The 26385-nt window shown below is 73.9% G+C and carries 27 protein-coding genes and 1 pseudogene; 19 read left to right on the top strand and 9 right to left on the bottom strand.

Annotated elements, in window-relative coordinates:
- The first annotated feature begins 137 nt into the window (after positions 1-137).
- Positions 138-485, top strand: coding sequence for an ArsR/SmtB family transcription factor (locus HG542_RS03135; RefSeq protein WP_171078427.1), 348 nt, complete (start codon positions 138-140; stop codon positions 483-485).
- Positions 485-1699 carry an MFS transporter gene (locus tag HG542_RS03130; RefSeq protein ID WP_176606183.1) on the top strand — a complete coding sequence of 405 codons (1215 nt, stop codon included), beginning with the start codon at positions 485-487 and terminating at the stop codon, positions 1697-1699. The genes HG542_RS03135 and HG542_RS03130 overlap by 1 nt, the downstream gene beginning before the upstream one ends.
- A gap of 429 nt (positions 1700-2128) precedes the next feature.
- Here HG542_RS03130 and HG542_RS03125 read toward each other — a convergent pair whose 3' ends face one another.
- The gene (locus HG542_RS03125) at positions 2129-2965 is read right to left on the bottom strand and encodes a helix-turn-helix domain-containing protein (protein ID WP_171078425.1); all 837 of its coding nucleotides are present in this window, start codon (positions 2963-2965) and stop codon (positions 2129-2131) included.
- Positions 2966-3066: 101 nt separating this feature from the next.
- Here HG542_RS03125 and HG542_RS03120 point away from each other — a divergent pair, with 101 nt between their 5' ends.
- The gene (locus tag HG542_RS03120; protein WP_171078424.1) at positions 3067-3663 is read left to right on the top strand and encodes an NADPH-dependent FMN reductase; all 597 of its coding nucleotides are present in this window, start codon (positions 3067-3069) and stop codon (positions 3661-3663) included.
- A gap of 11 nt (positions 3664-3674) precedes the next feature.
- Positions 3675-4643, top strand: a complete 969-nt coding sequence (locus tag HG542_RS03115; protein WP_171078460.1) for an aldo/keto reductase — start codon at positions 3675-3677, stop codon at positions 4641-4643.
- A 434-nt stretch (positions 4644-5077) separates the two neighbouring features.
- Here the strand turns inward: HG542_RS03115 and HG542_RS03110 are convergent.
- Positions 5078-5842 (bottom strand): annotated as a pseudogene (locus HG542_RS03110) (aldo/keto reductase); the annotation flags it as partial.
- Between the two features lie 165 nt (positions 5843-6007).
- Between HG542_RS03110 and HG542_RS03105 the strand changes: the two are divergent.
- On the top strand, positions 6008-6694 hold the full coding sequence (locus HG542_RS03105; RefSeq protein WP_171078423.1) for a helix-turn-helix domain-containing protein: 687 nt from the start codon (positions 6008-6010) through the stop codon (positions 6692-6694).
- Between the two features lie 176 nt (positions 6695-6870).
- A complete protein-coding gene (locus tag HG542_RS03100) occupies positions 6871-7419 on the top strand; it encodes an NADPH-dependent FMN reductase (protein ID WP_171078422.1) in 549 nt (182 codons plus the stop codon).
- Between the two features lie 114 nt (positions 7420-7533).
- Here the strand turns inward: HG542_RS03100 and HG542_RS03095 are convergent, their stop codons facing one another.
- The 6 genes from HG542_RS03095 to HG542_RS03070 all read right to left on the bottom strand — a co-directional run bounded on the left by HG542_RS03095 (position 7534) and on the right by HG542_RS03070 (position 12277).
- A complete protein-coding gene (locus tag HG542_RS03095; RefSeq protein WP_229922468.1) occupies positions 7534-8451 on the bottom strand; it encodes an alpha/beta fold hydrolase in 918 nt (305 codons plus the stop codon).
- Between the two features lie 75 nt (positions 8452-8526).
- Positions 8527-9393, bottom strand: a complete 867-nt coding sequence (locus HG542_RS03090; RefSeq protein ID WP_171078421.1) for a hypothetical protein — start codon at positions 9391-9393, stop codon at positions 8527-8529.
- Between the two features lie 108 nt (positions 9394-9501).
- Complete coding sequence (locus HG542_RS03085) at positions 9502-10050, bottom strand: EF-hand domain-containing protein (RefSeq protein ID WP_171078420.1); 549 nt, start codon at positions 10048-10050, stop codon at positions 9502-9504.
- Between the two features lie 71 nt (positions 10051-10121).
- Entirely contained in the window at positions 10122-10805 is a 684-nt protein-coding gene (locus tag HG542_RS03080; RefSeq protein WP_171078419.1) for a hypothetical protein, read from the bottom strand.
- Between the two features lie 145 nt (positions 10806-10950).
- Positions 10951-11538, bottom strand: coding sequence for an NADPH-dependent FMN reductase (locus HG542_RS03075; RefSeq protein WP_171078418.1), 588 nt, complete (start codon positions 11536-11538; stop codon positions 10951-10953).
- A 34-nt stretch (positions 11539-11572) separates the two neighbouring features.
- Positions 11573-12277, bottom strand: a complete 705-nt coding sequence (locus tag HG542_RS03070) for a PhzF family phenazine biosynthesis protein (RefSeq protein WP_171078417.1) — start codon at positions 12275-12277, stop codon at positions 11573-11575.
- Between the two features lie 70 nt (positions 12278-12347).
- Between HG542_RS03070 and HG542_RS03065 the strand changes: the two genes are divergently transcribed.
- From HG542_RS03065 to HG542_RS03025, 9 genes are all read left to right on the top strand, one after another.
- Positions 12348-12935, top strand: a complete 588-nt coding sequence (locus HG542_RS03065) for a TetR/AcrR family transcriptional regulator (protein ID WP_171078416.1) — start codon at positions 12348-12350, stop codon at positions 12933-12935.
- A gap of 19 nt (positions 12936-12954) precedes the next feature.
- Positions 12955-13548: a DUF4865 family protein gene (locus HG542_RS03060; protein ID WP_171078415.1), complete on the top strand. Its 594-nt coding sequence runs from the start codon at positions 12955-12957 to the stop codon at positions 13546-13548.
- Positions 13549-13731: 183 nt separating this feature from the next.
- Positions 13732-14337 (top strand): hypothetical protein, encoded by a 606-nt coding sequence (locus HG542_RS03055; protein ID WP_171078414.1) that lies wholly within the window; start codon positions 13732-13734, stop codon positions 14335-14337.
- Positions 14338-14476: 139 nt separating this feature from the next.
- Positions 14477-14959, top strand: coding sequence for an NADH-quinone oxidoreductase subunit B family protein (locus HG542_RS03050; protein ID WP_171078413.1), 483 nt, complete (start codon positions 14477-14479; stop codon positions 14957-14959).
- Complete coding sequence (locus tag HG542_RS03045) at positions 14956-16986, top strand: proton-conducting transporter transmembrane domain-containing protein (RefSeq protein WP_171078412.1); 2031 nt, start codon at positions 14956-14958, stop codon at positions 16984-16986. The genes HG542_RS03050 and HG542_RS03045 overlap by 4 nt, the downstream gene beginning before the upstream one ends.
- Before the next feature lie 5 nt (positions 16987-16991).
- A complete protein-coding gene (locus HG542_RS03040; protein WP_171078458.1) occupies positions 16992-17945 on the top strand; it encodes a respiratory chain complex I subunit 1 family protein in 954 nt (317 codons plus the stop codon).
- A gap of 7 nt (positions 17946-17952) precedes the next feature.
- Positions 17953-18660 carry a hypothetical protein gene (locus HG542_RS03035; RefSeq protein WP_171078411.1) on the top strand — a complete coding sequence of 236 codons (708 nt, stop codon included), beginning with the start codon at positions 17953-17955 and terminating at the stop codon, positions 18658-18660.
- A complete protein-coding gene (locus HG542_RS03030) occupies positions 18660-20306 on the top strand; it encodes a proton-conducting transporter transmembrane domain-containing protein (RefSeq protein ID WP_171078410.1) in 1647 nt (548 codons plus the stop codon). Before HG542_RS03035 ends, HG542_RS03030 begins: the two co-directional genes overlap by 1 nt.
- Before the next feature lie 30 nt (positions 20307-20336).
- On the top strand, positions 20337-21827 hold the full coding sequence (locus HG542_RS03025) for a hydrogenase large subunit (protein WP_171078457.1): 1491 nt from the start codon (positions 20337-20339) through the stop codon (positions 21825-21827).
- A 4-nt stretch (positions 21828-21831) separates the two neighbouring features.
- On the opposite strand, the gene HG542_RS03020 is transcribed toward HG542_RS03025, so the two are convergent.
- The gene (locus HG542_RS03020; protein ID WP_171078456.1) at positions 21832-22707 is read right to left on the bottom strand and encodes a universal stress protein; all 876 of its coding nucleotides are present in this window, start codon (positions 22705-22707) and stop codon (positions 21832-21834) included.
- A gap of 171 nt (positions 22708-22878) precedes the next feature.
- On the opposite strand from HG542_RS03020, the gene HG542_RS03015 reads away from it, so the two are divergent.
- Genes HG542_RS03015 through HG542_RS03000 form a run of 4 tightly spaced genes read left to right on the top strand, consistent with a single transcriptional unit; the run spans position 22879 to position 26325 of the window.
- Positions 22879-23499 (top strand): Rv1733c family protein, encoded by a 621-nt coding sequence (locus tag HG542_RS03015; RefSeq protein ID WP_171078409.1) that lies wholly within the window; start codon positions 22879-22881, stop codon positions 23497-23499.
- Between the two features lie 15 nt (positions 23500-23514).
- Positions 23515-24543: a zinc-binding alcohol dehydrogenase family protein gene (locus HG542_RS03010; protein WP_171078408.1), complete on the top strand. Its 1029-nt coding sequence runs from the start codon at positions 23515-23517 to the stop codon at positions 24541-24543.
- 43 nt (positions 24544-24586) lie between these two features.
- Positions 24587-25501, top strand: a complete 915-nt coding sequence (locus tag HG542_RS03005; protein ID WP_171078407.1) for an ABC transporter ATP-binding protein — start codon at positions 24587-24589, stop codon at positions 25499-25501.
- Positions 25498-26325, top strand: coding sequence for an ABC transporter permease subunit (locus HG542_RS03000; protein ID WP_171078406.1), 828 nt, complete (start codon positions 25498-25500; stop codon positions 26323-26325). Before HG542_RS03005 ends, HG542_RS03000 begins: the two co-directional genes overlap by 4 nt.
- Positions 26326-26385 lie beyond the last annotated feature (60 nt).

The raw sequence follows: 26385 nt of genomic DNA, 5'->3' as shown, positions 1-26385 counted from the left end.
GCGCAGCGGACAAAGCAGATGTTCTCCCGCTCCGCACCGCCGAACCGGCAGTGCGGAGCTGTGCCGTCAGGGGTTGATCGTTCGGGAATTCCCGCACTATATTTGTGCGGGAATTCCCGAACGATTGGATTGGACTCATGGCTGCCGCCCGCACGTACCACCATCCCGATGCGGATGAAATCGCGCTCCCGCGCGTGCTGTTCGCGCTCAGTGAGCCCCTGCGCCTGACGATGGTCCGCATCCTCACCGAGCGCGGGGAGGTCGACAGTCTGGAGCTCGGCCCCGACCTGCCGCGCTCGACGCTGACCCACCACACGAGCCTGCTCCGTGAATCCGGCGTGGTCTTCGTCCGCGCCGAGGGGCGCAAGTGCATGATCAGGCTGCGTGCCGAGGACCTCGAGGCCCGGTTCCCCGGCCTGGTACGGACGGTCCTGGCCGGCTACGAGGGCGAGGGCACGGCCGGGGCCGAGGGGGGTGCCGCGTGATGGGGAAGGTCTGGCCGCTGGTCATCGCCGCGGTCTCCCTGGGTATCGACGCCTACGTACTGGCCGGTGTCCTGCCGGACATGGCCGACTCCCTGGCCACCACGGCCGGTGCGATCGGGCTGGGCGTCACCGCGTTCACCGCTGCCTATGCGGCTGCGGGCCCGTTTCTCTCTCGCGTCCTGGTCGGCCGATCGACCCGTACCGCGCTGCTGGTCGCGCTCGGTACGTTCAACCTCGGCAACCTCGCCACCTCGCTGGCACCCACGCTGGGCGTCTTCCTGATCTCTCGCGCCGTGGCGGGCGCGGGGGCCGGCGTGCTCACCGCGGTCGCCACGGCGACGGCCGGAGCCCTCGTGGCGGACCACGAACGCGGGCGTGCGATGGCGAAGGTGACTTTCGGCCTGTCCACGGGAACCGTCGCCGGCGTGCCGCTGGGCATGCTGATCGGCGAACACATGGGATGGCGCGGGACGATGGGCTTCGTCGTGCTCATCGGCGTCCTGAGCATGCTCGCCCTCGCCCTGCGCTCCGGCACGCTGCCACAGCTTCCCGCCTCCCGCAGCTCCGGGAACGGCGCCGTACTCAGGAATCCGCGCGTCGCGCTCGGCATCGCGCTGTCCTTCGTCCTGGGGATGGCCAGTCTCGGTCTCTACACCTATCTGCTGCCGATGGCCGACGAAAACGGCCTGAACAGCTGGGGATTCGCACTCGTATGGGCCTGGGGCATCGGCGGCGTACTCGGCTCCGGCCTGATCGGCAGACCGCTGGACACGCTGGGCCCCCGACGGCTGATGCCGGTCGTCCCGGCCTTCCTCCTCGCCTCCTTCCTCATCGTCTGGCTCGTCGACACCCCCGCGGCATGGCTGATCGCCACCGCGGTGTGGGGCGCGAGCGGCTGGGTCAGCGTGCCCGTGCTGCAACAGGCGCTCACCCGAGACCGCACCGAGCAGGCCATGCCCATCATCGCCTTCCAGATGGCCGCGATGTACCTCGGCTCCGCCGCGGGATCGGCCCTGGGCAGCGCCCTCCTCGCCGGAGGCGTCAGCGCCGACGCACTGCCGGGATGTGCCGCACTGGCCGTCGCGGGCGGCGTGGTGCTCGCCGTGCTGGTCGCCCGGCTGACGCCTCGGTCCGCACCCGCCGCTGCGCCTGACGCCCTCGCCCCGCGGACCCCGCCGACACAGCACACGCCAGCTGAGTCACGCTGCCCGTAGCAGCCCGGGCGCGGACAGCGTCACGCCGCCCGGGGCGGATCAGCGTCGGCTGCTACTGGGGGCGAGCGGGCTGGTCAGCTCGGCGATGGCCTCCGGGGAAGGCTTGAAGTACCGGCGCTTTCCGGCTTCTTGTACCTCGACTCGGTCACCGGCGTCAGCAGCGAGGCGCCCTGCTCGCCAAGGTGCGTCAGGGCAGAGTGACGGTATTCGAGCAGGTCCCAGCCGGTGCCGCTGATCAGCAGACGGCAGACGGCAGGATCGACTGGTCGATGGTGAGCGTGGGTTCGACCTCCAGTCGGGCCCGGCATCACGCAGGGGAAGCAGCCGATCGATCCGTGGGCGCGGTTTCGCTCGACATCCCCTGCCTGGTCGTGGATACCGCACAAGGCCGGAAGCCGCCCCTGGACCGGATCGTCGAATTCGCCCCGCTCAGGAGATCGCCCGCAGGCGGGCCGTGGCCGGCTGGGTGAGCCGGTCGAGGTGAGCGGCGCTGTCCTCGTCGGCGGGGAGCAGAACGAGGAGCTGCTGGGCGTCGGCGGTGAGGTCCAAGGTTTCGCGCAGCAGGCGGAGTTCGGGCCCGGCCGGGTGCTGGAGGCGGAGCGGGCCGCGGCGGGGAACGCGGTGGTTGCCCAGGCGGCGGGTGAACTCGGGGCCTGCCACGGGGGCGAGTTCGGTGCTGAGCCACTCGGAGTTCTCGGCCGAGGGGCCGAGCCAGAGGTCGAAGGCCTGCTCGTCGGCGACCTCGTCCCAGTCCGGAAAGAGGGTGCGGGACCGGGGGTCGGTGAAGACGTAGCGGGTGAGATTCGGAGCCGCGCCGTCGAGCAGGCCGGCCGAGCCGAGGACGGCGGCGTAGCCGCTGGTGTGGGCGAGGATGTCGCCGAGGCGGTTGGTGACGGCGGCGACGCCCGGTTCGAGCAGGCGCAGGGTCTCGCGGACGGCCGGGCGGACGTCGCGGGGCGGTGGGGCCGGCCGGGTGCGGCCGGCGCAGGCGCCGCCGGTGATCTTCGCGAGGTAGCGCAGGTGGCCGCGCTCGGCGGGGTCGAGACTGAGGGCGTCGGCGAGCATGTGGACCACGGCCGGGGAGGGGTTGCGGTCGCGGCCCTGCTCCAGCCGGGTCAGGTACTCGACGCTGATGCCGGCGCGGACGGCCAGGTCGGAGCGGCGCAGCCCGGGTGAGCGGCGGCGGCCGTGGTCGGGCAGGCCGAGCGTCTCGGGCTGGATGCTGTCGCGCTTGGCGCGGATGAAGTCCCCCAGTGGTGTGCCCATGTGACGAGCGTAGCGGTGGCGGCAGCACGGAGGGTGGCCCTGCGGGGGCCAGCCTGGGCACGGTCTGGTTGCGGCCGGCGGGCGGGCAGATTGTGGTGGCCATGGAGAAGAACACGCACAAGCTGGTGATCCTCGTCGGCAGCGTCCGGGAGGGCCGGTTCGGCCCGGTGGTGTCCTCGTGGGTGGCCGAACAGGCCGTCGCACACGGCGGGTTCGAGGTGGAGGGGGTCGACCTGGCCGAGGTGGACCTCCCACTGGCGCTGCCCGCTGCCCCGCCGAAGGTCGCGGGCGCCGGCTACCCCCGCCCGGCCGGGATGGATGGGCTGACCGAGGCCTTGGAGGGTGCGGATGCCTTCCTGATCGTCACGCCGGAGTACAACCACAGCTACCCCGCCTCGCTGAAGGCCGCCATCGACTGGCACTTCACCCAGTGGACGGCCAAGCCGGTCGCCTTCGTGAGCTACGGCGGCGCGGCCGGCGGCCGCCACGCCGTGCTGCACCTGGAGAACGTGCTGACCGAGCTGCACGCGGTGACCATCCGGGACGGACTGGCCTTCCCGAACTACTTCACCGCCTGGACGGACGGCCGCCCGGACGACCCGCAGGCGGCCGGCCACGCCAAGACCATGCTCGACCAACTGTCCTGGTGGACGGGCGCGTTGAAGCGCGCGCGTGCCGCCGAACCGTACCCGGCATGAGCGGAGGAACGATGGAGTACGTCAAACTCGGCGGCACCGGCCTGACGGTCAGCCGGATCGCGCTCGGCTGCATGGGCTTCGGCGGCGGCAGCCATGGACACAACCCGTGGGCGCTGGACGAAGAGGCCGCGGCGCCGGTCTTCCGGCAGGCGGTCGAGCTCGGCATCACCTTCTGGGACACCGCCAACGTGTACGGCGGTGGTGCCTCGGAGGAACTGGTCGGCCGCGCGGTGCGGCGGTACACCCGTCGCGAAGACGTCGTCCTCGCGACGAAGGTGGGCCTGCCGATGCACGACGGCCCGGGCGGCTCCGGGCTGTCCCGCAAGGCGATCCTGGCGCAGGTGGACGACTCGCTGACCCGCCTCGGCACCGACTACCTGGACCTCTACCAGCTCCACCGCTTCGACCCGGCGACCCCGGTCGAGGAGACCGTGGCGGCGCTGCGGGAGGTGGTGGCAGCCGGGAAGGTCCGGTACGTCGGCGCCTCCTCGATGTGGGCCTGGCAGTTCGCCAAGCTGCAGCACACCGCGGCGCGGGACGGCGGCCCGGCCTTCGTGTCGATGCAGCACCAGTACAGCCTGGTGCAGCGCGAGGAGGAGAGGGAGATGTTCCCGCTGCTCGCCGACCAGGGGGTGGGCAGCCTGGTGTGGTGCCCGCTCGCCTCCGGGCGGCTGGCCCGCCCGTACGGGCAGGCGACTGTCCGCTCGGCCGGGGATCCGGTCGCCAGGCGGTTCTTCGCGGACGTCGACCGGCCGATCGTGGACGCCGTGCAGTCCATCGCGGGGGCCCGGAACCTGCCGATGGCGCAGATCGCGCTTGGCTGGGTGCTGGGCAACCCGGTGGTCACCGCCCCGATCGTCGGCGCGACCCGCCCGGAACACCTGGACGCTGCGGCGGCCGCGCTGGACGTCCGGCTGACCGGCGACGAACTCGCGGCGCTGGAGCGTCCGTACACGTCCCGGCTGCCCACCGGGTTCTGAGCACGCCCAGGCACACCACGACGTCGCCGTCCTCACCGGCAGCGAGATTCCTGAACCTCGCGCAGACACCAAGACCCTGACGACACGCTGAGTTGCTTGTCACTTCGCGGCAGCTTCGGCGCGACAACCGTCGTGGCAGCTGTCCTGTCGCACGGCAGATGGCGGATTCTCACGCGGCCTCATCCGTATTGTCGGATTCGCAGTGCCTCGCGTGCCGGGCAGGGCCTTTGCCTCGTTCAGGTGGTTCGGTCTCTCTCCATAGGCTGCGTTCTCATCGTTCCTGTCACGGTCGTTTGCGGCAGGTACGCGAGGGCCGGAGGGGGCCGATGGACACGTTCGACGGAGTCCGACGGCGGAAGCGATCCGGACGTTGCTCGCCCGGACGGTGAACCGACCGCGGTTCCGGACCGCGGCTCCCGCCGCTGGCGGCCGGGTCAGCGGCGGGTCTCGATCCGCAGGTCGCCGGTGGTCACCCGACGGCTGTGGTCGCTCGTCAGCAGGTCGTGCGGCTGGCCGAGCTCGATCGCGCTCGCCGCGTCCAGGCGGGCCAGCTGGGCGGCGGTGAACTCGACTTCGAGGGCGCCGAGGTTCTCCTCCAACTGGGCAGGGGTGCGGGCCCCGATCAGCGTGGTCGCCACGCCCGGGTTCCGCAGGGTCCAGGCCAGCGCGACCTGGGCCGGGGTGCGGCCCAGCTCGGCGGCGACCTCCCGGGCGACCCCGGCCACGGCCAGGTTGCGTTCGGTGAGCGTGCCCAGGGCGAGATTGTGGCCCCTGCGGGTGCCGTCGCCGGTGCCGGCGCCCGTCGCGGTCACGTCGTCCCTGCCGTACTTGCCGCTGAGCACCCCGCCACCCAGCGGTGAGTACGGGACCACGCCCAGGCCCAGTTCCCGGGCCATCGGGATCAGGTCGCGCTCCGCGGTACGTTCGATCAGGCTGTACTCGAGCTGCAGCGCGACCAGCGGCGACCAGCCGCGCAGGTCCGCGATCGCCTGCATCCGGGACACCTGCCAGGCCGGGGTGTTGGAGATCGCCACGTACAGCACCTTGCCCTGCCGGACCAGGTCGTCCAGGCCGCGCAGCACCTCCTCCACCGGCGTCCGGAAGTCCCAGACGTGCAGGTACAGCAGGTCGATGTAGTCAGTGGCCAGCCGCCGCAGGCTACCCTCCACCGACCCGAACAGGGCCTTGCGGTGAGACCCGCAGTCCCGAGCGGCCCAGCAGCCGATAGGCGTCGAGGGTCAGTGTCATCAGGTCCTCCTGTCTCGTGGTCCGTTGCCGGGACCGAGTCTGTGGCAGCGGCGGCCCGGGGGTAAGGGACGGCACTTCCTGGGAAGACCAGTCCCATCCTGGCGGTTGGACCGGCCATGACGACCCGGACCATGGACACCGCCCGGGAATTGGCCGCCTTCCTGCGGAGCAGGCGCGAACGCCTCGACCCCGACCGGCTGGGCCTGCCGTCGCACCGCCGGCCCCGGCGGACGCCGGGGCTGCGCCGGGAGGAGGTCGCCGAACTGGCCGGGGTCAGCACCGACTACGTGGTCCGGCTGGAGCAGGGCCGTGGACTGCGGCCCTCGGCGGAGGTGCTGGCGGCGCTGGCCCGGGCCCTGTGCCTGGAACCGGGCGAACGCGACTACCTGTTCGACCTGGCCGGACAGCGCCGTCCCGGCACCACCGGTGGGCCGGCCGTCGGTGCGGCCCCGTCGCTGGCCCGCCTGGTCGGTGACCTCTCGCCGCTGCCGGCCGTGCTGCCGGACCACCGCTACGACATCCTCGCCTGGAACCCCGAAATGGCCCGGCTGCTACCGGGCTTCGAGGCCGTGCCGCCGGCACGGCGCAACGCGATGTGGCTGTGCCTGCTGCACCCGGCGATGCGCGGCTTCTACGCCGACCGGGAGCAGGTGCTGCGGGACGGGATCGCCCACCTGCGCGCAGCATGGGCCGCGCACCCACAGGGCGTTCCAGACGCCCAGCGAGCCGGGTTCTTCCTGACGGTCCTGCGACGGCTCGGCTCGCAGCCCATCCCCGAATTCCGCAGAAGCCAGATGCACTGAGATTCCCGCGCCGAGCGTTCTCACTCGACAGGGCAACCCCGCAGCTCAGCACAAGACCCACAGACAGATTCAACGCAACAGGACAGCAGCCCGCCCTGGTGTCAAGGCACCTCCGCAGCCGGCCCACCGGCGGTCGGCGATTCCCCGCCAAGACCACTCCCCTAGGCTCTCTCCCCATGAAGATCACCGCTATCTCCGGCAGCCTGCGGGCCCGTTCGGCCAACGGCACCGTCCTGCGCACCGCGCTGGAACTCACCGGCGCCGAGGCCCGCACCGCCGACATCGGCTCCCTCCCCCACTTCAACCCCGACCTCGACGGCGAAGGCGCCGTCGCACCCGCCCCGGTGGCGGCCCTGCGGTCCGCCGTGGCGGAGGCCGACGCGGTGCTGATCGTCAGCCCCGAGTACGCGCACGGCGTGCCCGGCGTGCTCAAGAACGCGCTCGACTGGCTCGTCAGCAGCGGCGAGTTCATCGACAAGCCGGTCGGTGTGGTCACCGCCTCCCCGTCACCGTCCGGGGGCGACTTCGCCAATGCGCAGCTGCGCGAGACGCTCAGGATGATGACCGGTGCGGTCGTCGACGATGCGTGCCTGTGCATCGGGCTGATCGCGACCCGGATCGACCAGGGGACCGGGCGCATCGTGGACGAAGCGACGTTGGGCTCGCTGTCCGCGAGTCTCAAGGCCCTTGAAAGCGCGGCAAGTCAAGCGGGCTGCGAAGTGTAGTGCGTCAACTGCGGGTTCGTCGTGGCTGGTCGCGCCCACGTGGCGGAGCCGCATATGTCACAGCCCCGCGCCCCCTCCGGGGGCGCGGATACAGGGCGCGGGTACACGGCGCGGTTACGGAGCGCCCTCCCCCTCCACCGCCCTGAGGAACGCCGGAACTTGGCAGTTCAGCACCGCCACCGGTATCGCATGCCCCGCGCCCTGCACGATCTCGGCCCGTACGTCCGGCAGGAGCAGCCGGGCCCTGGTCTCCGCGCGGCGGGCGTCGGCGGCCCGGCTCTCGCCGCCCGCCAGGAGCAGCACGGGGACGGAGACCGAGCGCAGCTCCGCGTCGCCGATCCGCTGCGGCCACACCAGCCGCCCGCGGAAGCCGCGCATCGCCTCGACGAGCACCGCCATCAGCGCCTCGGCCGCCTCGCCGGTCTCGCCCCAGGCACCCAGGACCCGCTGCAGATAGCGGCGTTGGACGTTCTCGGAACCGCTCGCCACGGCGGCCAGGGCGCCGATGATGAAGCCCGGCCGCAGCGGGGCCAGGGCGCAGACCGGGTCGGCCAGGGTGACGGAGGCGAGCCGGGCGGGGCTGCGCACGGCCTGGTTGAGCGCCAGCCAGCCGCCGTAGGACTGGCCGGCCAGGTGGACCCGGTCCAGGCCCAGCCCGGCCAGGAGCTCCTCCAGCCAGGCCGCGGCGGCGTCCGCCGTGCGGATCGGCGCCGTCTGGACGCTGCGGCCCGGCTCGCCGAGGCGGTCGACGGCCAGGACGGTGCGGCCCTCGGCGAGGGCGGCGACGTTGGAGGCCCAGACGGCCGGTGTCGCGTTCGCCCCGTGCAGCAGGACGAGGGGGGTGCCCTCGCCCTTGCCGTGCACGTACACCCGGGTGGTGCCGAACCGGGTGGGGACGTCCCGTTCCTCGCGCTCGTCGGGCCAGAGGGCCATCGCCCGGTCGTAGGCGGCGAGGAAACGCGCCCGCGCCGCGTCGTCGGTGAAGGAACTCAGCGTGTTTCCGCCCATGGTGACGGACTCCCCCCTGGTCACGGCCGCCACTGTCGACGGCCGTGACAGCATCGCAGGGAGCCGGTCGCGCGCAACGGCGGGGTCCCCGCAGGGCGTTCACCCGGTGGGCAGCAAGGCCTTCATGGGCAGCACCGCCACCTCCGCAGCCGGCCGGGAGAGGTACAGGTCGGCATGGTAGTAGCCGTCGTCCTCCTTGCCCGCCGGGTCCAGCTGCTGCCGGCCGAGTGCCTGGAACGCGGCGGCCCGTTCGTGGCCGTCGGCGAACCGGCGCTGCCGGAAGGTGTGTCCGGCGAGTTGCTCGGTCACCAGTCCGGATTCCGCGAACAGGTCGATGACCGGCTGATAGGAGATCGTGCGCAGGACGAACGCCGCGATCCACGGCGGTGCCGCCAGGCAGTCGAAGAGCCGGGCGAAGGTGCGGGTGAAGATGTAGCCCAGGCCGCCGGTCACCGTGATCAGATGCGTGCCGGCGACGGCCCCGCGCAGCGCGTCGGACGGGTGGTGGCCCTCGAGGTTCTCGGCGAAGGCGTGGTCGAGGAGGCCGACGGAGCGGGCGTAGCCGACGGCCTGGGGCGCGGCGTCGAGGCCGACCACGTGCACGGGGTCCGGGCGGCGGCGGTCGGCGAAGTAGCGGCGGTCCGCCGCGGCGAGCCCGGTCGCCGGGACGGCCGACAGCTTCCCGTCCGTGTAACGCTCGTAGAGCTCGGCCAGGGTGACCTCGTGGTTGAGCAGGGCGGCGTTGATCCCGTAGGAGCAGCACAGGTCCAGGACGGTCAGCGGCGCGCCGCCGGTGCGCAGCGGGCCCAGGGCGGCGAGCAGGGTGCGGAAGACGGCCTGGGCATGGTGCGGGATCTGGTACTGCAGGGGTGCCAGCGTGCTGAAATAGGCGCGCGGATCCGGGCAGTTGTAGATGGCGTGGAAATCGGCTTTTCCCCAGTCCGAGCATTCCGTCCGTGTGGTCATCCGTGCCGGCCCTCCTGATTCCCCAGAGGAAACGCGGAGTTCGAGGATCCCGCCTCGGCGGGCCGTTTCTCAAGGGCACCCTTTGGCCGGTGAACGGTCCGGCTGCGGTTATCCGGCTTTCATCCCGAGGACACGCACTCCGGGAACGTCGGATCCGGTACTGGTGTAGAACTCCAGTACAGCGGACTGCCATTCGGAAATGGCGAGCATTCCGTCCTTGTCGCGGTCGAGAAGGGAAAAGGCCGTGCGGGCGTCGTCGGCGCCGATTCCGGCGGCCTGCTGTGCGGCCACGAACTCGCCCTCGTCTACCCGGCCGTTGCCGTCCCGGTCGACGAGGGCGACATGTGCCGCCACCGAGGGGCGCATGATGTCGGCGACGATTCCGGAGTCGTAGGCACCGGCGAGTGCGGCGACGAACCGCTCCTCGTCGATGCGGCCGTCGACGGGGACGCCCGCGATGTCGGCGATGCTGCGCCAGCTCTCGCGCACTCCGTCCACGAGGGCCTTCGCCCGTGCGGAGTCCGCGGGTTCGCCCAGGCCGTCGACGAGCTGCCGCGCCCGGCGGACGAAGTCGTCCTGGCTCACCCATCCGTCGCCGTCGGTGTCGTGGGCCCGGAAACGGTGGGCGTACCGCTCGCGGAGCACCTCGCTGGTCATGGTCCGTCGCCTTTCCCTGGGGTTTTCCTCCCGCCATGGGCGACTATACGGATTTCGTCCCGTCCGGCGCGTCACGCACCGCGGCCGGAGGCGGGCCGGTCGGTGAGGTCCGTGACGAACTTGCGGACGCGGCCCCGTACGACGGGGGTCACGCCGTGGATGAGGTGCGCCCCGTAGGCGACGGCCACCCCGGCGGGGGCGTGGGCGGTCCAGCGGCTGGTGGGGACCGCCTCCAGCCAGCCGGCCTCCTCCGCGTGCTCGCGGACGGCGGCGGCCTGGTGCGAGAGGCAGCGGGTGAGGGGCGTTCCCGGTACATAGCCCTCGGGCTCGCCCACCAGGGCACCGGTCCACGGCAGGGGGCTGGATGTGGTCTCGATGTAGAAGAGGCCGCCCTGTTCGGCGTCGCCGATCGTCACTCCGATCCGGCCGATGCGGCGCGGCGGGGCCGCCGGGGCGGGGATGCCGTCGAGGTGGGTGGGCACCTTCTGCCCCTCCCCCAGTTCCGTGAACCCCCAGGCGGCGGCGGCCCGGACGGACGGCATGGCGCGGCGGATGGCCGGCAGGGCCCGTGCGGTGGCGACCTGCAGGATGTCCTCGGCGTCCGCGGGGGCCGGGAGGACCTCCGCCTGGTGGGCGGGGCGCCAGGCGGTGCTCCGCAGCTCGATGTCCATGATCTTGTTCAGCTGGGCGAGCTCGTCCGCGGTCAGGAAGTCCTCGACCGTCTGGACCGTCAGGGTTTCGCTGATGTGGATCACGTTGCCTCCAGGGGCCGGCGCGAACTCCACCACCGTGCGCCCGGGGGCAGCCCCGCACAAGGAGCACAACCGGTCGCGCCGGGGCTGCGCGCGGCGGGCGCGGCCCCGGCGGAGGGAGTCAGGCGGAGGACTCGGGCGGAGAGGCTCAGGCGGCCGGCTCCGCCACGCCCTCGCGGACGGCCGCGGCGAGGAGCCGGGCGAGGTCGGTGAGGGAGGCCTGCAGCTCGGGACTCACGGGCAGGCCGTCGGGGCCGAACGCCGAGTGGGCCTGGGCGATGCACAGTTCGGGGCCGACGACCTCGGCACCGCACGCGGTCAGGACCTTGCGCAGCTCGGCCTGGGCCCACTTGGCGCCGAAGCCGCTGGGGCTGACTCCGATGACGGCGGCCGTCCTGCCGGCGAGGACGCCCTTGCCGTGCGGACGGGAGGCCCAGTCGAGGGCGTTCTTGAGCTGGCCGGGGAGGGAGGAGTTGTACTCGGGGGTGGCGAAGAGCAGGGCGTCGGCGCCGGTGACGGCCTCGCGCAGTGCGAGCACGGCCGCGGGCGGCGCGTCGTCCTGGTCCTGGTTGTACGGCGGAACGGCGGCGAGCCCGTTCCACACCTCCAGCTGCACCTCGGTGCCGGCGAGTGCGGCGACCGCACGGAGCGCCGCGGTGTTGAAGGAACCGGAGCGGAGGCTGCCGGATATGCCGAGCACCCGGACGGGGCCGGTGGAGAGATCAGTCGCGTTCATGACTTTGATCTTGCCGGATCCGGCGGATGATCTGTCAAGTCCCCACAGAACCACAAGTCCTCGCAGAGCCAAGGGGCGTGACGCGGCCGCCCAGGTCCACGACACCGCCGGGCCGGCAGCGCGTCAGGATCCGGGAGGCGGCGCCCTGCCGGATCTCCAGCGGCCGGCCGAGCTCCGCCGTGAGCGTCAGGGCGGCGGCTCCGGTGGCCTCGTCCTCGGCGATGCCGTCGCCGCGCCGCGGGAAGCCCCGGGCGCGGACCCGCCCCCGTTCCTCGTCCTCCCAGGCCCAGGCGTACAGCCAGCCCTCGCCGGGCGGCGGGGCGGGCAGTGCGTCGACCTCGGCGACCGTGGCGAACTGCTGTGTGCGCCGCCCGGCGGCCCACGCAGCCCGGGCCCGGATCCAGACGGTCTCCCCCTCCCGCCATACCGGGACGTCCCCGGCCGGCGGCCGGAGCACCGTCACCTCGTACCCCCGCTGCCACAGCAGCCATGCCGTCCCCACCAACGGATGCCCGGCGAACGGCAGTCGGGTGCTGGGCGTGTGGATGTCGACCGCACCGCGTGCCGCGTCGTCGACGAACACCGTCTCGCTGTAGCCGAGTTGGGCGGCGAGTCGCTGCCGCTCCTCCCGGCCGGGGACGGACGCGCCGTCGAGCACGACGCCGAGCGGATTCCCGCCCTCCGCGCGCCCCGGCGGACCGGCGAAGACGCGCACCACTGCCATGTCCGGATCGATCATGGCGCGATTCAACCATCAAGGCACCGGCACCGCACCCCTCTTTGTACCTACCAGTATGTACACTGCGATCATGAGCACGGCGGAACGACTCATCGAGACCACCCGCGAACTCCTGTGGGAGCGCGGCTACGTGGGCACCAGCCCCAAGGCCATCCAGCAACGGGCCGGAGCGGGCCAGGGCAGCATGTACCACCACTTCTCCGGCAAGCCGGACCTCGCGCTCGCCGCGATCCGGCGCTCGGCGGAGGAGATGCAGGCCAAGGCGGAGCAGCAGTTCGGCGGGCCGGGGACGGCCCTGGAGCGGATCACCGCCTACCTGCGCCGCGAGCGCGAGGTTCTCAAGGGCTGCCCGATCGGCCGGCTGACCCAGGACCCCGATGTCATGGCCGACCCCGAGCTGCGCCGGCCCGTGGACGAGACCTTCGCATGGCTGCACGGCCGGTTCACGGCACTCCTGACGGAGGCGCGCGACCAGGGCGAGCTCAATGCGGCACTCGATCCGGCCAGTACGGCGTCGACGGTGGTCGCCGTGCTCCAGGGCGGCTATGTGCTGGCCCGCGCGGCCGGTTCGGACGAGCCCTTCCACCGGGCCGTCGAGGGCGTGCTCGGCCTGCTCGCCGGTCACGCCACGGCCCCGGCCCCGTCCCACGACCGCTGATACGAGGCACAGCCACCCCATGTACGCCAAACAGTACGAGATCACCCTGCCCGCCGACTACGACATGGGCGTCATCCGCACCCGGGTCGCACGAGCCGCCCACATCCTGGACGACCGGGCCGGACTGGGCCTCAAGGCCTACGTCATCCGTGAACGGGGCGTCGACGGCTCCCCGGTCAACCAGTACGCGCCCCTCTACCTGTGGCACGACACCGGACGGATGAGCGAGTTCCTGGTCGGGGGCGGCGGATTCCAGAACATCATCGCCTCCTTCGGCCGACCGCCCGTCCACCACTGGGCCGGCATCGCCTGCGAGGCCGGACCGGCCCGGGCCGTCACGCCCAAGGCCGCATCCCGGCGCCTGACCCCGATGCCGGACGGCGCGGACCCGGCTGCCGTCGTCGACACAGCGCTCGGCGAACTGGCCGCTCTGGCCCGCACCGAAGGGGTGCACACCGCCGCCCTCGCCTTCGATCCCCGGCACTGGCAGCTGATGCTCTTCGTGCTGTGGGAGCAGGCCGTGGCCCCGGACCACCACGCGACCGAGCGCTACGAGGTCCTGCACCTGTCCTCGCCGCACCTGGACGAGATCCCGCGGGGCCGGCACTGGTGAAAGCCTGATATTTGTCTACAAATCTCTCTGGTGACCTTCCGCGGTGTCGTCGCGGACCGGCCACCCAACTCCCCATCCGGCCAAGGAAAGTGCCCGGCCCCGGATGGCGTGCTCCCGATTGCGGGGTTCCGGGGCCCGGCGGAGGGTGATCGCAAAGATCCCTCCGCTCGAAGGAGTACGTCCATGGGTGCCTCCGTCAGAACCCGGTTCCTGCTGGCCAGTACCGTGTGCAGCGCTCTCGCCCTGGGTACGGCGCACTACACGGCCACGGCCGCCGGCCCGCCCGCGGAACGGAAACCCGCGGCGGAGACGCGGCACTCCGTTCCCGTCCCGTCGCCCGCGGCCCTGCGTTCGGCCGCGGGCGACAGCATGAAGGCCATCGACTCCAACAGCATCACCAAGGAGTCCAACGAGGCCGCGGCCGCCTGCACCGCCCGCGGCCGGCACGCCGAACCGGAGCGCAGGCGGTGCGCCGCACTCCAGGAGCACCTGGGCGAACTGGGCAGGGCCCGCGCCGGTCTGGACCGGCTCTCCACGGCCGAGCACCCGGACGTCGATGCGGTCGCCCGGGCGACCACGGACGCGGTCGCGGCCACCGCCCGCCTCGCCCAGGACCGCGAGGCGATGCGCAGCGGCGGCCGGGAGCACGTGGGCGACGGCACGTCGAGTCTGCTGAGCGTGGTGACGAACCTGGTGCAACCGCTGGTCAACTCCCTGAGCAAGCTGGTGGGCGGGGTCCCGAGCATCATCAGCGGTCTGCTGTCCGCGCTGCTGGGAGGCGGCCGCTGACAACACCCCCCGTGCGCAGCAGGCATCCCGCTCCGTCATCGCCGCATCCGCGGTAGGCCAAATTCCGGAAAAGCCCCGCACCCGGAGCAGGGGTCGTGCCGTTACAGGCGGTACGAACGCCAGGTATCGAGGAGCACTGGTGAGCCTGCTGCGAAAGATCCGTGACACCGGCCGCGTGGCCCGGCCCGCCCCTCCGGCGCCGCAGGGCGACGCGCCGCCCCTGGCCCGGGAGTTGCGCGGGTCGGCGCAGGTGCGCTGCGTGGACGCGGGTTCGTGCAACGGATGCGAGATCGAGATCGGCAATGCCTTCGGGCCGGTGTACGACGCCGAGCGCTACGGCGCCCGGCTGGTGGCCTCCCCGCGGCACGCCGACGTGGCCCTGGTGACGGGGCCGGTGACCCGCAACATGGACGGGCCGCTGCGCCGCACCCTCGCCGCCATGCCCGAGCCCCGCGTCGTGGTCGCGGTGGGCGACTGCGCCCTGGACTGCGGCGAGTTCGCAGGAGGGTACGGGGTCGCGGGCGCCGTCGGCGACGTGGTGCCGGTGGACCTGAAGGTACGGGGCTGCCCGCCGTCCCCGGACGCGATCGTGGCGGCCCTGCGCACCGTGACCGGCCGGTGAACCCCGTCGGCTCCGCCCTGGGCGCCGCCGCGGGACTGGCAGGCTGCGGGGCGCTGGCGGGGCTGCTGCCCCGGCACCGGGCGCGGACGGTCCTCGCCGGGGTGTGCACGGCGGGCACCGGGGCGGCGGGTGCCGCCGCCGGGATCGCCGCCTGCGCCGGGGACCGCTGGTCGCTCGTCCTGCCGGGTGTTCTGCCGCTGTCCGGGCTGCACTTGGCGGTGGACGGGCTGTCGGGCCCGTTCCTGACGACCGCCGGAATCGTCATCGCGGCCGTCGCCCTCTACGGCACCGGGTACGTACGCCCGGCCGGCACCGGGGAGTCGGCGCGCGGGGTGCAGACGGTGCTTCCGCTGTTCGCGCTGACCCTGCTGCTCGTCCCGGCGGCCGCGTCGGTGTCCGCGTTCCTGATGCTGTGGGAACTCATGGCGCTCGCCTCGCTCGTGCTGGTGCTCGCCGGGCACCGCGAGCGCTCCGCGGTGCGGGAGGCCGGCGTCTGGTACGCGGTGATGACGCACCTGGGCCTGGTCCTGCTGCTGGCCGGGCTGGCCCGGTTCGCGGCCGGGGCCGGCGGGCAGACGTTCACGGACCTGCGCGCGGGTGCCGCGGGCCTGCCCGGCGGGGTGCGCAGCGCGGTGTTCGTCCTCACCACGGTGGCGTTCGCGTCCAAGGCCGGTGCGGTGCCGCTGCACGTGTGGCTGCCGCGCGCCCACCCCGAAGCGCCCAGCCACGTCTCGGCGTTGATGAGCGCGGCCATGGTGCACCTGGGGCTCTACGGCATCGTCCGGGTCGGCTTCGACCTGCTCGGCGGCGGGCCCCGCTGGTGGTGGCTCGCGCTGATGGGGGCGGGCGGGCTGTCGGCGGTGTACGGGATGCTGCAGGCGGCGATGGCCTCGGACCTCAAGCGCCTGCTCGCCTGTTCGACGAGCGAGAACACGGGGCTGATGCTCATCGGGGTGGGCGCGGCCGGGCTGTTCGCCGATGCGCACCACGAGGAGCTGGCGGCCCTCGCGCTGGCGGCCGCACTGCTGCACATGGTCAACCACTCCGCGTTCAAGGCCCTGTTGTTCTGTGCGGCGGGCTCGGTGCTGCGGGCGACCGGGCTGCGGGACCTGGACCGGATGGGCGGGCTGCGGGCCCGGATGCCGCTGACGGCCGGGCTGTTCGCGGTGGGCGCGCTGGGTGCGGTGGCGCTGCCGCCGGGCAACGGCTTCGTGAGCGAGTGGCTGCTGCTGCAGTCGCTGATCCACGGTCTGGCGGTGCCGGGCGAGGTCACCTCGATCGTGCTCCCGCTGGCGTTCGCGGTGATCGCCCTGTCGGCCGGGCTGGCAGCCGCCGTGTTCGTCAAGGCCCTGGGCGTGGGCTTCTTCGCCCGGCCCCGCAGCGACCGGGCGGCCGGGGCGGAGGAGAGCCCGCCCGCCATGCTGGCCGGCATGGTCCTGCTGGCCGTGTGCTGCGCCGCCCTCGCGCTGGTGCCGGGGCTGCTCGGCCCGGCGCTGGACCGGGCGGTGGCGGTGGCCGGGTTCCGGCACGGTGCCTCGCTGTCGGGTACGGGGATCCAGGCTCAACTGGACGGTGTGTCCGCGCGGTTGTCGCCGCTGTGGGTGGTCGCCGCGCTGACGGCCGCCACGGCTGCGGCCGCCGGGCTGCCCCGGCTCGTCCGCCGCCGCCCCCGGCGCACCCGCGCCCGGCTGTGGGACTGCGGGGGCGGGGCCCCGACGCCGCGCATGGCCTACACCGCGACCTCGTTCGCGGAGCCGCTGCAGCGGGTGTTCGACGACGTGGTGGCGCCCGAGCAGGACGTGGACGTCACGCCGGTGCGCGAATCGGCCTATCTGGTCGAGCGGGTGCGCTACCGGCAGCGGGTCCCCGACCGGCTGGAGCACCGGCTGTACCGGCCCGTGCTGGCCGGGCTGTCCCATGTCGGTGCGGCGGCACGGAGGTTGGCCAACGGCAGTGCACATCTGTACGTCGGCTACGGCTTCTGCGGGCTGGTGACGGTGCTCCTCGCCCTGGCGGTGGGCTGGTGAGCGGCATGAGCGGGCCGGGCATCGCGGCGGTGGCCGCGCAGGTGGCGGTCGTGACGGCCGGTGCGCCGCTGCTGGCGGGCCTGATGCGGCAGGTACGGGCGCGCCTGGAGGGACGGGCGGGTGCGGGGATCGCACAGCCGTGGCGCGATCTGCGCAAGCTGCTGCGCAAGGAGCCCATCACACCGGTGGGCACCGGCCCCGCCTTCCGCGCCGCCCCGGCGCTGCTGGTCGCCACCACGGCCGTCACGGCGGCGCTGGTGCCGTTCCTCTCGACGGACACCCCGGTCGGCCGCAACGCGGACGTGATCCTGGTGGTGGCCCTGCTCGCCCTGGGCACGGTGGCCCTCGCGCTGGCGGGGCTGGACTCGGGCACGGCGTTCGGCGGGATGGGCGCCTCCCGGGAGATGACGATCGCCGCCCTGGTCGAACCGACCATCCTGCTCGCGGTGTTCGCGCTGTCGATACCGGCCCGGTCGACCAACCTGCCGGCCATCGTCGCGGGCGCCGTCGAGCAGCCGGCCCGGCTCGCCTCGCCCGCCGGGCTGCTGGCCACGGCGGCGCTCGCGGTGGCGGTGCTCGCCGAGACCGGGCGGCTGCCGGTGGACAACCCGGCCACCCACCTCGAACTGACCATGGTGCACGAGGCGATGGTGCTCGAGTACGCCGGGCCGGACCTGGCCCTGGTCGAACTCGGCGCCCAGATGCGGCTGACGGTGCTGCTGGGGCTGCTGACCTCGGTCTTCGCGCCCTGGGGCATCGCCACCGGGCCCTCGTGGGCGGCGCTGGCCGTGGCCCTGGCCGTTTTCGTCGCGAAGACCGCGCTGCTCGGCGCGGCACTGGCGGCGGGCGAGGTGTTCTGGGCGAAGCTGCGGCTCTTCCGGGTGCCCGAACTCCTCGCCGGTTCCTTCCTGCTGGCGCTGCTCGCCGTGACCGCCTCCTACTTCCTGAGCGGAGAGTGAGGGCACCGTGAGCGAAGGCACGTACACCCAGCTCCTCGACCTCGCCTGCGGGGCGTTCCTGCTGGCGGCCGTGGTGGTGCTGTGGCAGCGCAAACTCACCGCGATCGTCCGGACGTTCGCCCTGCAGGGCGTAGCCCTGGCGGCGCTGCCGTTCCTTCTCGGGCTGCACGAGGCGCGCGGCGAACTCATCGCCGTCGCCGCCGGGATCGGCGTACTGCGCACCGGCGTCCTGCCGTACCTGATGCGCCGCGCCCTGGACTCCCTCGTCCCCGCGCCCGTGACGGGGGCCGGGCACCGCTACGTGGAGAACGTCAGCGAGGCCTGGGAGACCCAGCCGCTGGTCAACGTCGCCGCCTCGCTGCTGACTGCGGCGCTGCTGACGCTGCTGGCCTACGCGGTGGCGCGGCCGCTGGTCCTGCTCGGGCCCGCGCCCGCCACCCGGGCGCTGCCGGTCGGGCTGGCGGTCATGCTGATCGGCTTCTTCGTGCTCTCCACCCGCCGCCGGGCCCTGGCCCAGGTGGTGGGTTTCCTGCTGCTGGACAACGGCATCACCGCCACCGCCTTCCTGGCCGCGTCGGGCGTCCCCCTCATCGTCGAACTGGGCGTCTCCTTCGACGTGGTGCTCGCCGTGCTCGTCCTGCAGATCCTCACCACCCGGATGCGGACCGCCTTCGGCACCACGGACATCGACGACCTGCGGGAGCTGCACGACTGATGACCCCCCTCGCCTCTCAGGTCTGGCTCGCCGTCCCCGTGGCCGTCCCGCTGGCCGCCGCGGGAGTGCACACCGCCTTCCGCCGCCGCGCGCTCAGCGCGTGGACGGGCCTGCTCTCCCCCTGTGCCGTGCTCGCCGCCGGGGTCGTGCTGGCCCGGGCGGTGCTCTCCGGCGGGCACCCGCCGACCGCCTTCCGGGGCGTGCTGCGCGCCGATGCGCTGTCGGTGTGGATACTCCTCGTCGTCGGCGCGGTCGCGGCCCTGGCCGCTGCCGCCGCCCCCGCCCACCTGGCGGGCGAGCGCGCGGCCGGGCGCGCGGACGCCGCGACGGCCCGCCGCTACCAGGTGCTGGTGCACGCCTTCCTGGGCGCGATGTGCGCGGCGGTCCTGGCCGCCAACCTCGGGGTGCTGTGGGTGGCCATCGAGGCGACCACGATCGTCACGGCCTTCCTCGTCGGCCACCGCCGCACCCGCGCCTCCGTCGAGGCCGCGTGGAAGTACGTGGTGATCTGCTCGGCCGGGATCGCCCTGGCGTTCCTCGGCATCGTGCTGCTGTACTACGCGGCGCGGGCCGCGCAGATCCCCGAGGCACAGGCGCTGGACTGGCCGGTGCTCGTCGCGCACGCGGACCGGCTGGACCCGGCGGTCACCCGGCTCGCCACCGCGCTGGTGGTGCTGGGGTTCGGCGCCAAGGCGGGCCTGGTGCCGCTGCACGCCTGGCTGCCGGACGCGCACAGCCAGGCGCCGGCCCCGGTCTCCGCGCTGATGTCCGGGGTGCTGCTGTCGGTCTCGTTCACAGCCGTCCTGCGCTGCAAGGCCGTCGCCGACCTGGTGCTCGGCCCCGGCTACACCCGGACGCTGCTGACCGCAACCGCCCTGCTGACCCTGGCACTTGCGGTCGCGCTGCTGCTCGCCCAGCGCGACTACAAGCGGATGCTGGCGTATTCGAGCATGGAGCACATGAGCCTGATCGCGCTGGGCGCCGCCGTCGGCACCCCGCTCGCCATGTCCGCCGCGCTGCTGCACATCGCCGGTCACGGGCTGGCCAAGACCGTGGCGTTCTGCGCCTCGGGGCACGTGCTGCAACTGCGCGGCACCACCCGGATCGGCCGGGTCCGCGGGCTGCTGGCCCGCGCCCCCGGGCTCGGCACCGCCTTCGGACTGTCCGTGCTGGCGCTGCTGGCCCTGCCGCCGTCCGGCCTGTTCGCCTCCGAACTCGCCCTGGCCCGGGCCGCGTTCGCCGCCCGCTTCGGCTGGGCCGCGGCCGCCGTGCTGCTCCTGGTGCTGACGGCCTTCGCCGCACTCGCCGTGCGCACCGCCGCGATGCTGCTGGGGGATGTCCCACGGGTCGGCGCGGGCCCTGCGGCGTCCGGTGCCGGGGTCGCCTTGCAGCTGCAACCGGCGGAGCAGCGCCTGGGAGTGCCCCCGGTAGCGGCCGAGGGAACGCCGCAGGGTCCGTACCGGCCCGCCGGAGACCGCCCGGGCCCCGCCCGCCTCGCCCCCGGTACCCCGGCCGTCCCGGTGCGGCTGGGCATGGCCGCCGGGCTGCCGCTCGTGCTGGGGCTGGCCGCGTGCGCCGCCCTCGGGGTGGCCGCGGGGCCGCTGACCGACCTGCTGTCCGCCGCCGCGCTCCCGGGAAGGCCCTGACCGTTGCGATCCCTCTCCGCGCCCCGCGAGATCACCGACATCGGCCCCGGCGAACTCGCCCACCGGGCAGGCGCCTTGCTGCGCGAGGGCCACCGGCTCGCCCTGGTCGCCGCCCACCACGACGACGAGGGGGCACCGGGCGGCCGGGCCGTGCGGGTGGTCTACCTCTTCGTGGCGGGACCGCCGGACGTGCGCACCGAACTGCACGTCCGGCTGGACCCGGAGCACCCCGAAGTGCCCTCCCTGGCACCGCTGTCCTTCCCCGCCGGCCGTTTCGAGCGCGAGATGCGGGACCTGCACGGGGTCGTCCCGCTGGACCACCCGCTGCCCCGGCGCCTGGTACGGCACTTCCACTGGCCCAAGGGCTGGTACCCGATGTGCCCGGACGCCGGCCCCCCGCCGGAGTTCGGCGAGCCGGAAGGGCCGTACCCGTTCCTGGAGGTCGAGGGCGACGGCGTCTACGAGATCCCGGTCGGCCCCGTGCACGCCGGTCTCATCGAGCCGGGGCACTTCCGCTTCTCCGTCGTCGGGGAGACGATCCTCAAGCTCAAGGCCCGGCTGTGGTTCGTCCACAAGGGCATCGAGAAGCTCTTCCAGGGCCGCGACCTCGCGGGCGGCCTGGCGCTGGCCGAGCGCATCAGCGGCGACACGGCCGTCGGGCACGCCCTCGCGTACTGCCTCGCCGTCGAGGAGGCCGTCGGCATCCGGGCACCGCGCGCCGCGCAGCGGGCCCGCGCGCTGCTGCTGGAGCTCGAACGCCTGCACAACCACGTCGCCGACCTCGGCGCGCTGTGCAACGACGTCGGCCACTCCGTGCTCAACTCCCAGGCCCTGCGCGTCCGCGAGACCCTGCTGCGCCTCAATCAGCAGGTCACCGGGCACCGGCTGCTGCGCGGCGCCGTACTGCCGGGCGGCGCCCGGCTGCGGGCCGTGCCGGAGCCCGCGCGGATGCGGGCGATCCGCAACGACATCCGGGAGATCGCCGACCTTGCTCTGGGGCACGGCGGGGTCCGCGACCGTTTCACCGGCACGGCCCGACTCCCCGCGCAGGCCGCCCGCGACCTCGGCTGCCTGGGCTGCGTGGCGCGGGCCAGCGGCCTGCCCGCCGACGCCCGCACCGACCACCCCTTCCACGAGGAGGCCGCGCCGCCCGCCGTGCCCGTGCACTCCGCGGGCGATGTGCTGGCCCGGTTCCTGGTGCGGGCCGAGGAGATCGACGCCTCCGTCGACGTGATCGTGCACCTGTCCGCGGGGCTGCATCCGGGCCTGTCCGTCCACGACCCCTACCCGGGCGGCGCCCGGCCCGCGGGGTCCGGCGTGGGGATCGTCGAGGGCTGGCGCGGCGCCATCACCACCCGTGCCGAGGTTGCCGTCGACGGCACGCTGACCCGGGTGAAGCCGGTGGACCCGTCGTTCTTCAACTGGCCCGCCCTGCCGGTGGCGCTCGCGGACACGATCGTCCCCGACTTCCCCCTGACCAACAAGAGCTTCAACCTGTCCTATGCGGGCAACGACCTCTGACCCGTCAGTCGTGCGGGACCACGGCGACCGGGCAGGAGGCATGGTGCACGCACGCCTGGACCACCGCTCCCAGGCGGGGCGTCAGCGCGGTGCGGTGCCTGCGCCGGCCGACCACCACCAGGCCGGCGCCCTCCGCCGCCCGGACGACCGCGCGGGCGGGGCTCTCCAGCCGGACCGTGCCGGTCACCGGCAGGTCGGGGTAGGTCGCGCGCCAGGGCCGCAGCGCGGCCGCCAGCTGCTGCCGGGCGTCATGGCTCAGCTCCTCGGCCACGTCGGGGTCGACGCCCCAGGGCGCGTAGGCCTGCACCGGCAGGGACAGCCCGTGCACGGCCGTCAGCGGCACCCCGCGCCCGTCGGCCGCGCCGAACGCGAAGCCGAGCACCTCGTCGCCGCCCGGGCCGTGCAGACCGGCCCCCACGACCACGCCGCTCCCGGGCGAGGGCGCCGGGTGTTCCCCGTGCGCCCCGGCGCGTACCAGCACCACCGGGCGCTCGGCCCGGCCCGCGACGTGCAGGGCCACGTCGCCCAGGAAGAAGCTGGAGACGCGGTCCAGCCCTCGGGAGCCGAGGACGGTCATCGTCGACTCGCCGGCGGCCTTGAGCAGGACGGTCGCGGGGTCCCCGGCCACCAGCTCGTCGACGATGTGCAGGCCGGGGCGGCGCGCCTGGACCTCGGTGTGGGCGGCGCGCACGAGGCGCTTGGCCCAGTAGTCCTGGTCGTCCTCGCGGGCGACGTTGCGCGGCTGCGCCACCAGCAGGATCCAGGCGTGGAGCAGCCGAAGGGTCGCTCCACGACGGTCGGCCTCGCCGGCCGCCCAGTGCGCGGCGGCCAGGCTCTCGGGCGAGCCGTCGAGTCCTGCGGTGATGGGTGCCGGTTCCATGGCGTCCGCCTCCGTCCGGTCCGCGGCGGCTCCCGTGCGGCGCACGGCCGCCGCTCTGCTTCCAGTGTCGGCCCGCGGCGGGCAAGAGGGCACTGCGTTCCCCGTGACGTCACGCGTGTCTGCCCCGACCATGGAAGGAAGACCGCTGCGCCGGGCTCAGGGAGGCACCTCATGAACCTGCGAGGCAGGCACAGCACACCCGGCTCCGGCCCCCTCGGCCAGGGCCCGGGCGGGGGCGGCGACGCCCTGCGCCGCCCCTCCGACCGGTTGCAGGCCCGGATCAACGCCTGCCTGACCGCACTCCTCCTGCTCGCCCTGCCCACGGCGGCGCCCGCGGTGGGCAGGGCGGTGTACGACTCCCAGCTGCACACCGTCCACGCGCAGGCGGCCGAGCGGCACCAGGTCACCGGCCGGCTGACGGCACACCCGCAGGGCACCCCGCAGTCCCTCTCGGTGACCGGCGCCCGGCTGGACGACGCCCCCGTCTCCTGGACGGACGCGGCGGGCCACAAGCACACGGGCATCGCCAAGGTGGCCTCGGGGACACCCACGGGCGCGTCCGTGCGCATCTGGGTGGACCGCAGCGGATCCGTCACCGACCCGCCCATGCCGGTGGAGTCCGCCGTGCTGACCGGCTGGGTGGCGGGCGGCATGACGGCGAGCGCGCTGGCCGTGCTCTCGCTCGGCGCCCGGGCGGCGGTCGCGGCCGTGCTGGACCGCAGGCGGTACGCGCAGTGGGAGGCGGAGTGGAGCGAGCTGGAGCCCAAGTGGTCCAGGGGGCCGAGCAGTTGAGCGGAGGCGACGGCCATGACGCCGTCCGGTGACCTCGTGACGACCACGGCCTGGGTGGTCGACCGCACCGCCCCTGCCGCGGAGGGCCCGCTGCGCCGGGTGCAGCGCGCCCTGCCGCCGCTCGGACCCTCCGGGCTGCTGATCCGCGTGCATGCGTGCGGGGTGTGCCGTACCGATCTGCACCTCGCCGAGGGGGACCTGCCTCCGCACCTGCCCCGGTGCACGCCCGGTCACGAGATCGTCGGCCGGGTGCTGGCCGCCGACCCGCAGGCGGAGGGTTTCGCCCCCGGCGACCGGGTGGGCGCCGCGTGGCTGGCGGAGACCTGCGGCGCGTGCCCGTACTGCCGTTCGGGGCGCGAGAACCTCTGCCCGCAGTCGCGGTACACCGGCTGGGACCTGCACGGCGGCTATGCGGAACACACGGTCGTCGACTCCCGGTTCGCCTACCGCCTGCCCGAGGGGCCGCCCGACGAGGAACTGGCGCCCCTGCTGTGCGCGGGCATCATCGGCTACCGCGCCCTGCAGCGCGCCGAACTGCCGCCGGGCGGCAGGCTCGGCATCTACGGCTTCGGCGCCTCCGCACATCTGACCGCGCAGCTGGCCATCGCCCAGGGCGCCACCGTCCACGTCCTCACCCGCGCCCCGGCCGCGCAGCGCCTGGCCCTCGACCTGGGTGCGGCGTCCGCGCGCGGCGCGCGCGACGCCCCGCCCGAACCGCTCGACGCGGCGATCCTGTTCGCCCCGGTCGGCGACCTCGTGCCCGTCGCCCTGGCAGCCCTGGACCGCGGCGGCACGCTGTCGGTGGCGGGCATCCACCTCTCGGACATTCCGCCGCTGGTCTACCAGGACCACCTCTTCCAAGAACGCACCCTGCGCAGCGTCACCGCCAACACCCGCGCGGACGGCCGGGCATACCTCGCCGCGGCGGCCCGGCACCGGCCCGTCGTCCATGTGCAGCGCTATCCGATGAGCCGGGCCGGCGAGGCGCTGGCCGATCTGGCGGCCGACCGCATGACCGGGGTCGGTGTGCTGATCGCCGAGTGACGTCGCGGGTAAGGAGGGACGTGAGAAGAGGAGGAGGTGCCGTGTGCACGATCCCGGACCCGCCATCGAGATCCGCTCGCTGACCAAGCGGTACGGCCGGACCACCGGCGTCGAGGACATCGACATCAGTGTCGGCACGGGCGAGGTCTTCGGCTTCCTGGGCCCCAACGGGGCGGGCAAGACCACCACCATCCGCTGCCTGGTCGGACTGCTGCGGCCGACGTCGGGCAGCGTGCGGCTGCTCGGCCACGACCCGGTGGACGGGCACCGCCAAGTGGCGCCGCGGCTCGGCTACGTGCCGGGCGAACTGCGCTTCTATCCCGAGCTCACGGGGGCGCGGACGCTGGGCCTGCTGGCGGCCCTGCAGGGGGCGCCGTCCCCGCGCCGGGCGGAACTGTGCGAGCGGCTGGGGCTCACGGCGGCGGATCTGGCGCGCACGGTCGGCGAGTACTCGCGCGGGATGAAGCAGAAGCTCGGCCTGGTGCAGGCGCTGCAGCACGATCCGGAGCTGGTGGTGCTGGACGAGCCGACCGAGGGGCTCGACCCGCTGGTGCAGGAGACCTTCTACGAACTGCTGGCCGAGGCTGCGGCGGCCGGGCGCACGGTGCTGCTCTCCAGCCATGTCCTGCCGGAGGTGCAGCGGACCTGCGGCCGGGTGGCGATCGTGCGGCAGGGGCGGCTGGTCACGGTGCAGTCGGTGGCGGAGCTGCGCCGGGCGCGGGCCCGCAGGGTGCGGCTGGCGTTCGCCGACGGGCAGGGGGAACGGCCGCTTCCGGGGGCGGACCGCTGGCCGCCGCGGTGGACCGGGAACCGGGCCGAGCTGCTGGTGCCGCCGGACGAGGTGGTGGACGCGCTGCGCGGGCTGCTGGCGCTGCCGGTGGCCGATCTGACCGTCGAGGAGGCGGGCCTGGACGAGGCCTTTCTGGACCTCTACCGCAGTCCCGTGGAGAAAACATGAGGGACCGTTTCCCGCTGCTGTGGCTGGCGCTGCACCGGCGGCGCCGGATGCTGACGGCGCTGGTGCTCGGCATGGCGGTCTTCGAGCTGCTCATCGTCGTGATCGCCGGCACCGTGCCGCACGGGCGGATGTTCGGTGGCGATGGCGGAGGGCGGACCCCGCCGAGTGCGTTCAAGGCGTTCTCCGGCTCCACCGGCAGCGTGTCGATCGGCAGTTACCCGGGGCTGGTCGGCGCCGGGCTGACCCACCCGTTCTGGATCGCCCTGCAGGTGACGGCCATCGCCTCGCTGTCGGCGGCCGCGGTGGCCGCCGATGTGGAGTCCGGGACGATCGAGCTCGTGGTCGTGCGGCCGGTCTCCCGGGCCAGGCTGCTGGCCGAGCGCACGGCGGCGCCGGTGCTGGCCGCCTTGGCGCTCAACGCGGTGGCCACACTCACGGTCGCCGCGGGCGTGGCCCTCTCGCCGGACATGCACCACGACGTGCCCCTGCGCGGGGTGTTCATCGCGGGGCTGCTGGGCTGGGCGCTGACGCTGTGCCTCCTGGGCCCGGCGCTGGCCGTCTCGGCGGCGGCGCGGCGCCGGGCGCACGTCCTCGGTGCGGCCATCGCCCTGGGGGCCGTGGGCTTCGCGCTGAACTTCGTCGCCCTGGCCTGGTCGAAAGCGGGGCCGCTGCGCTATGCCAGTCCGTTCCACTACTACACGCCGGGCGACATCCTGGCGCACCCGACCGTGCCGTGGGGTTCGCTGAGCGTGCTGTGCGGGGTGGGGGTGGCGGGCATCGCCGCGGCCTTCGCCGTGCTGCTCCGCAGGGACCTGGCGCCGTAGCGCCCCCCGGGCTGCGCCCCGGACCCCGGGGGTGGCGCTTCGGCTGCAGGCCGGTGGGGG

Origin of the sequence: Streptomyces morookaense (genome assembly GCF_013030945.1) — a bacterium.
GTDB classification, from domain to species: Bacteria; Actinomycetota; Actinomycetes; order Streptomycetales; family Streptomycetaceae; genus Streptomyces; species Streptomyces morookaensis.
The sequence above is the reverse complement of the archived record's forward strand: the minus strand, read 5'-3'. Positions and strand labels throughout refer to the sequence as shown.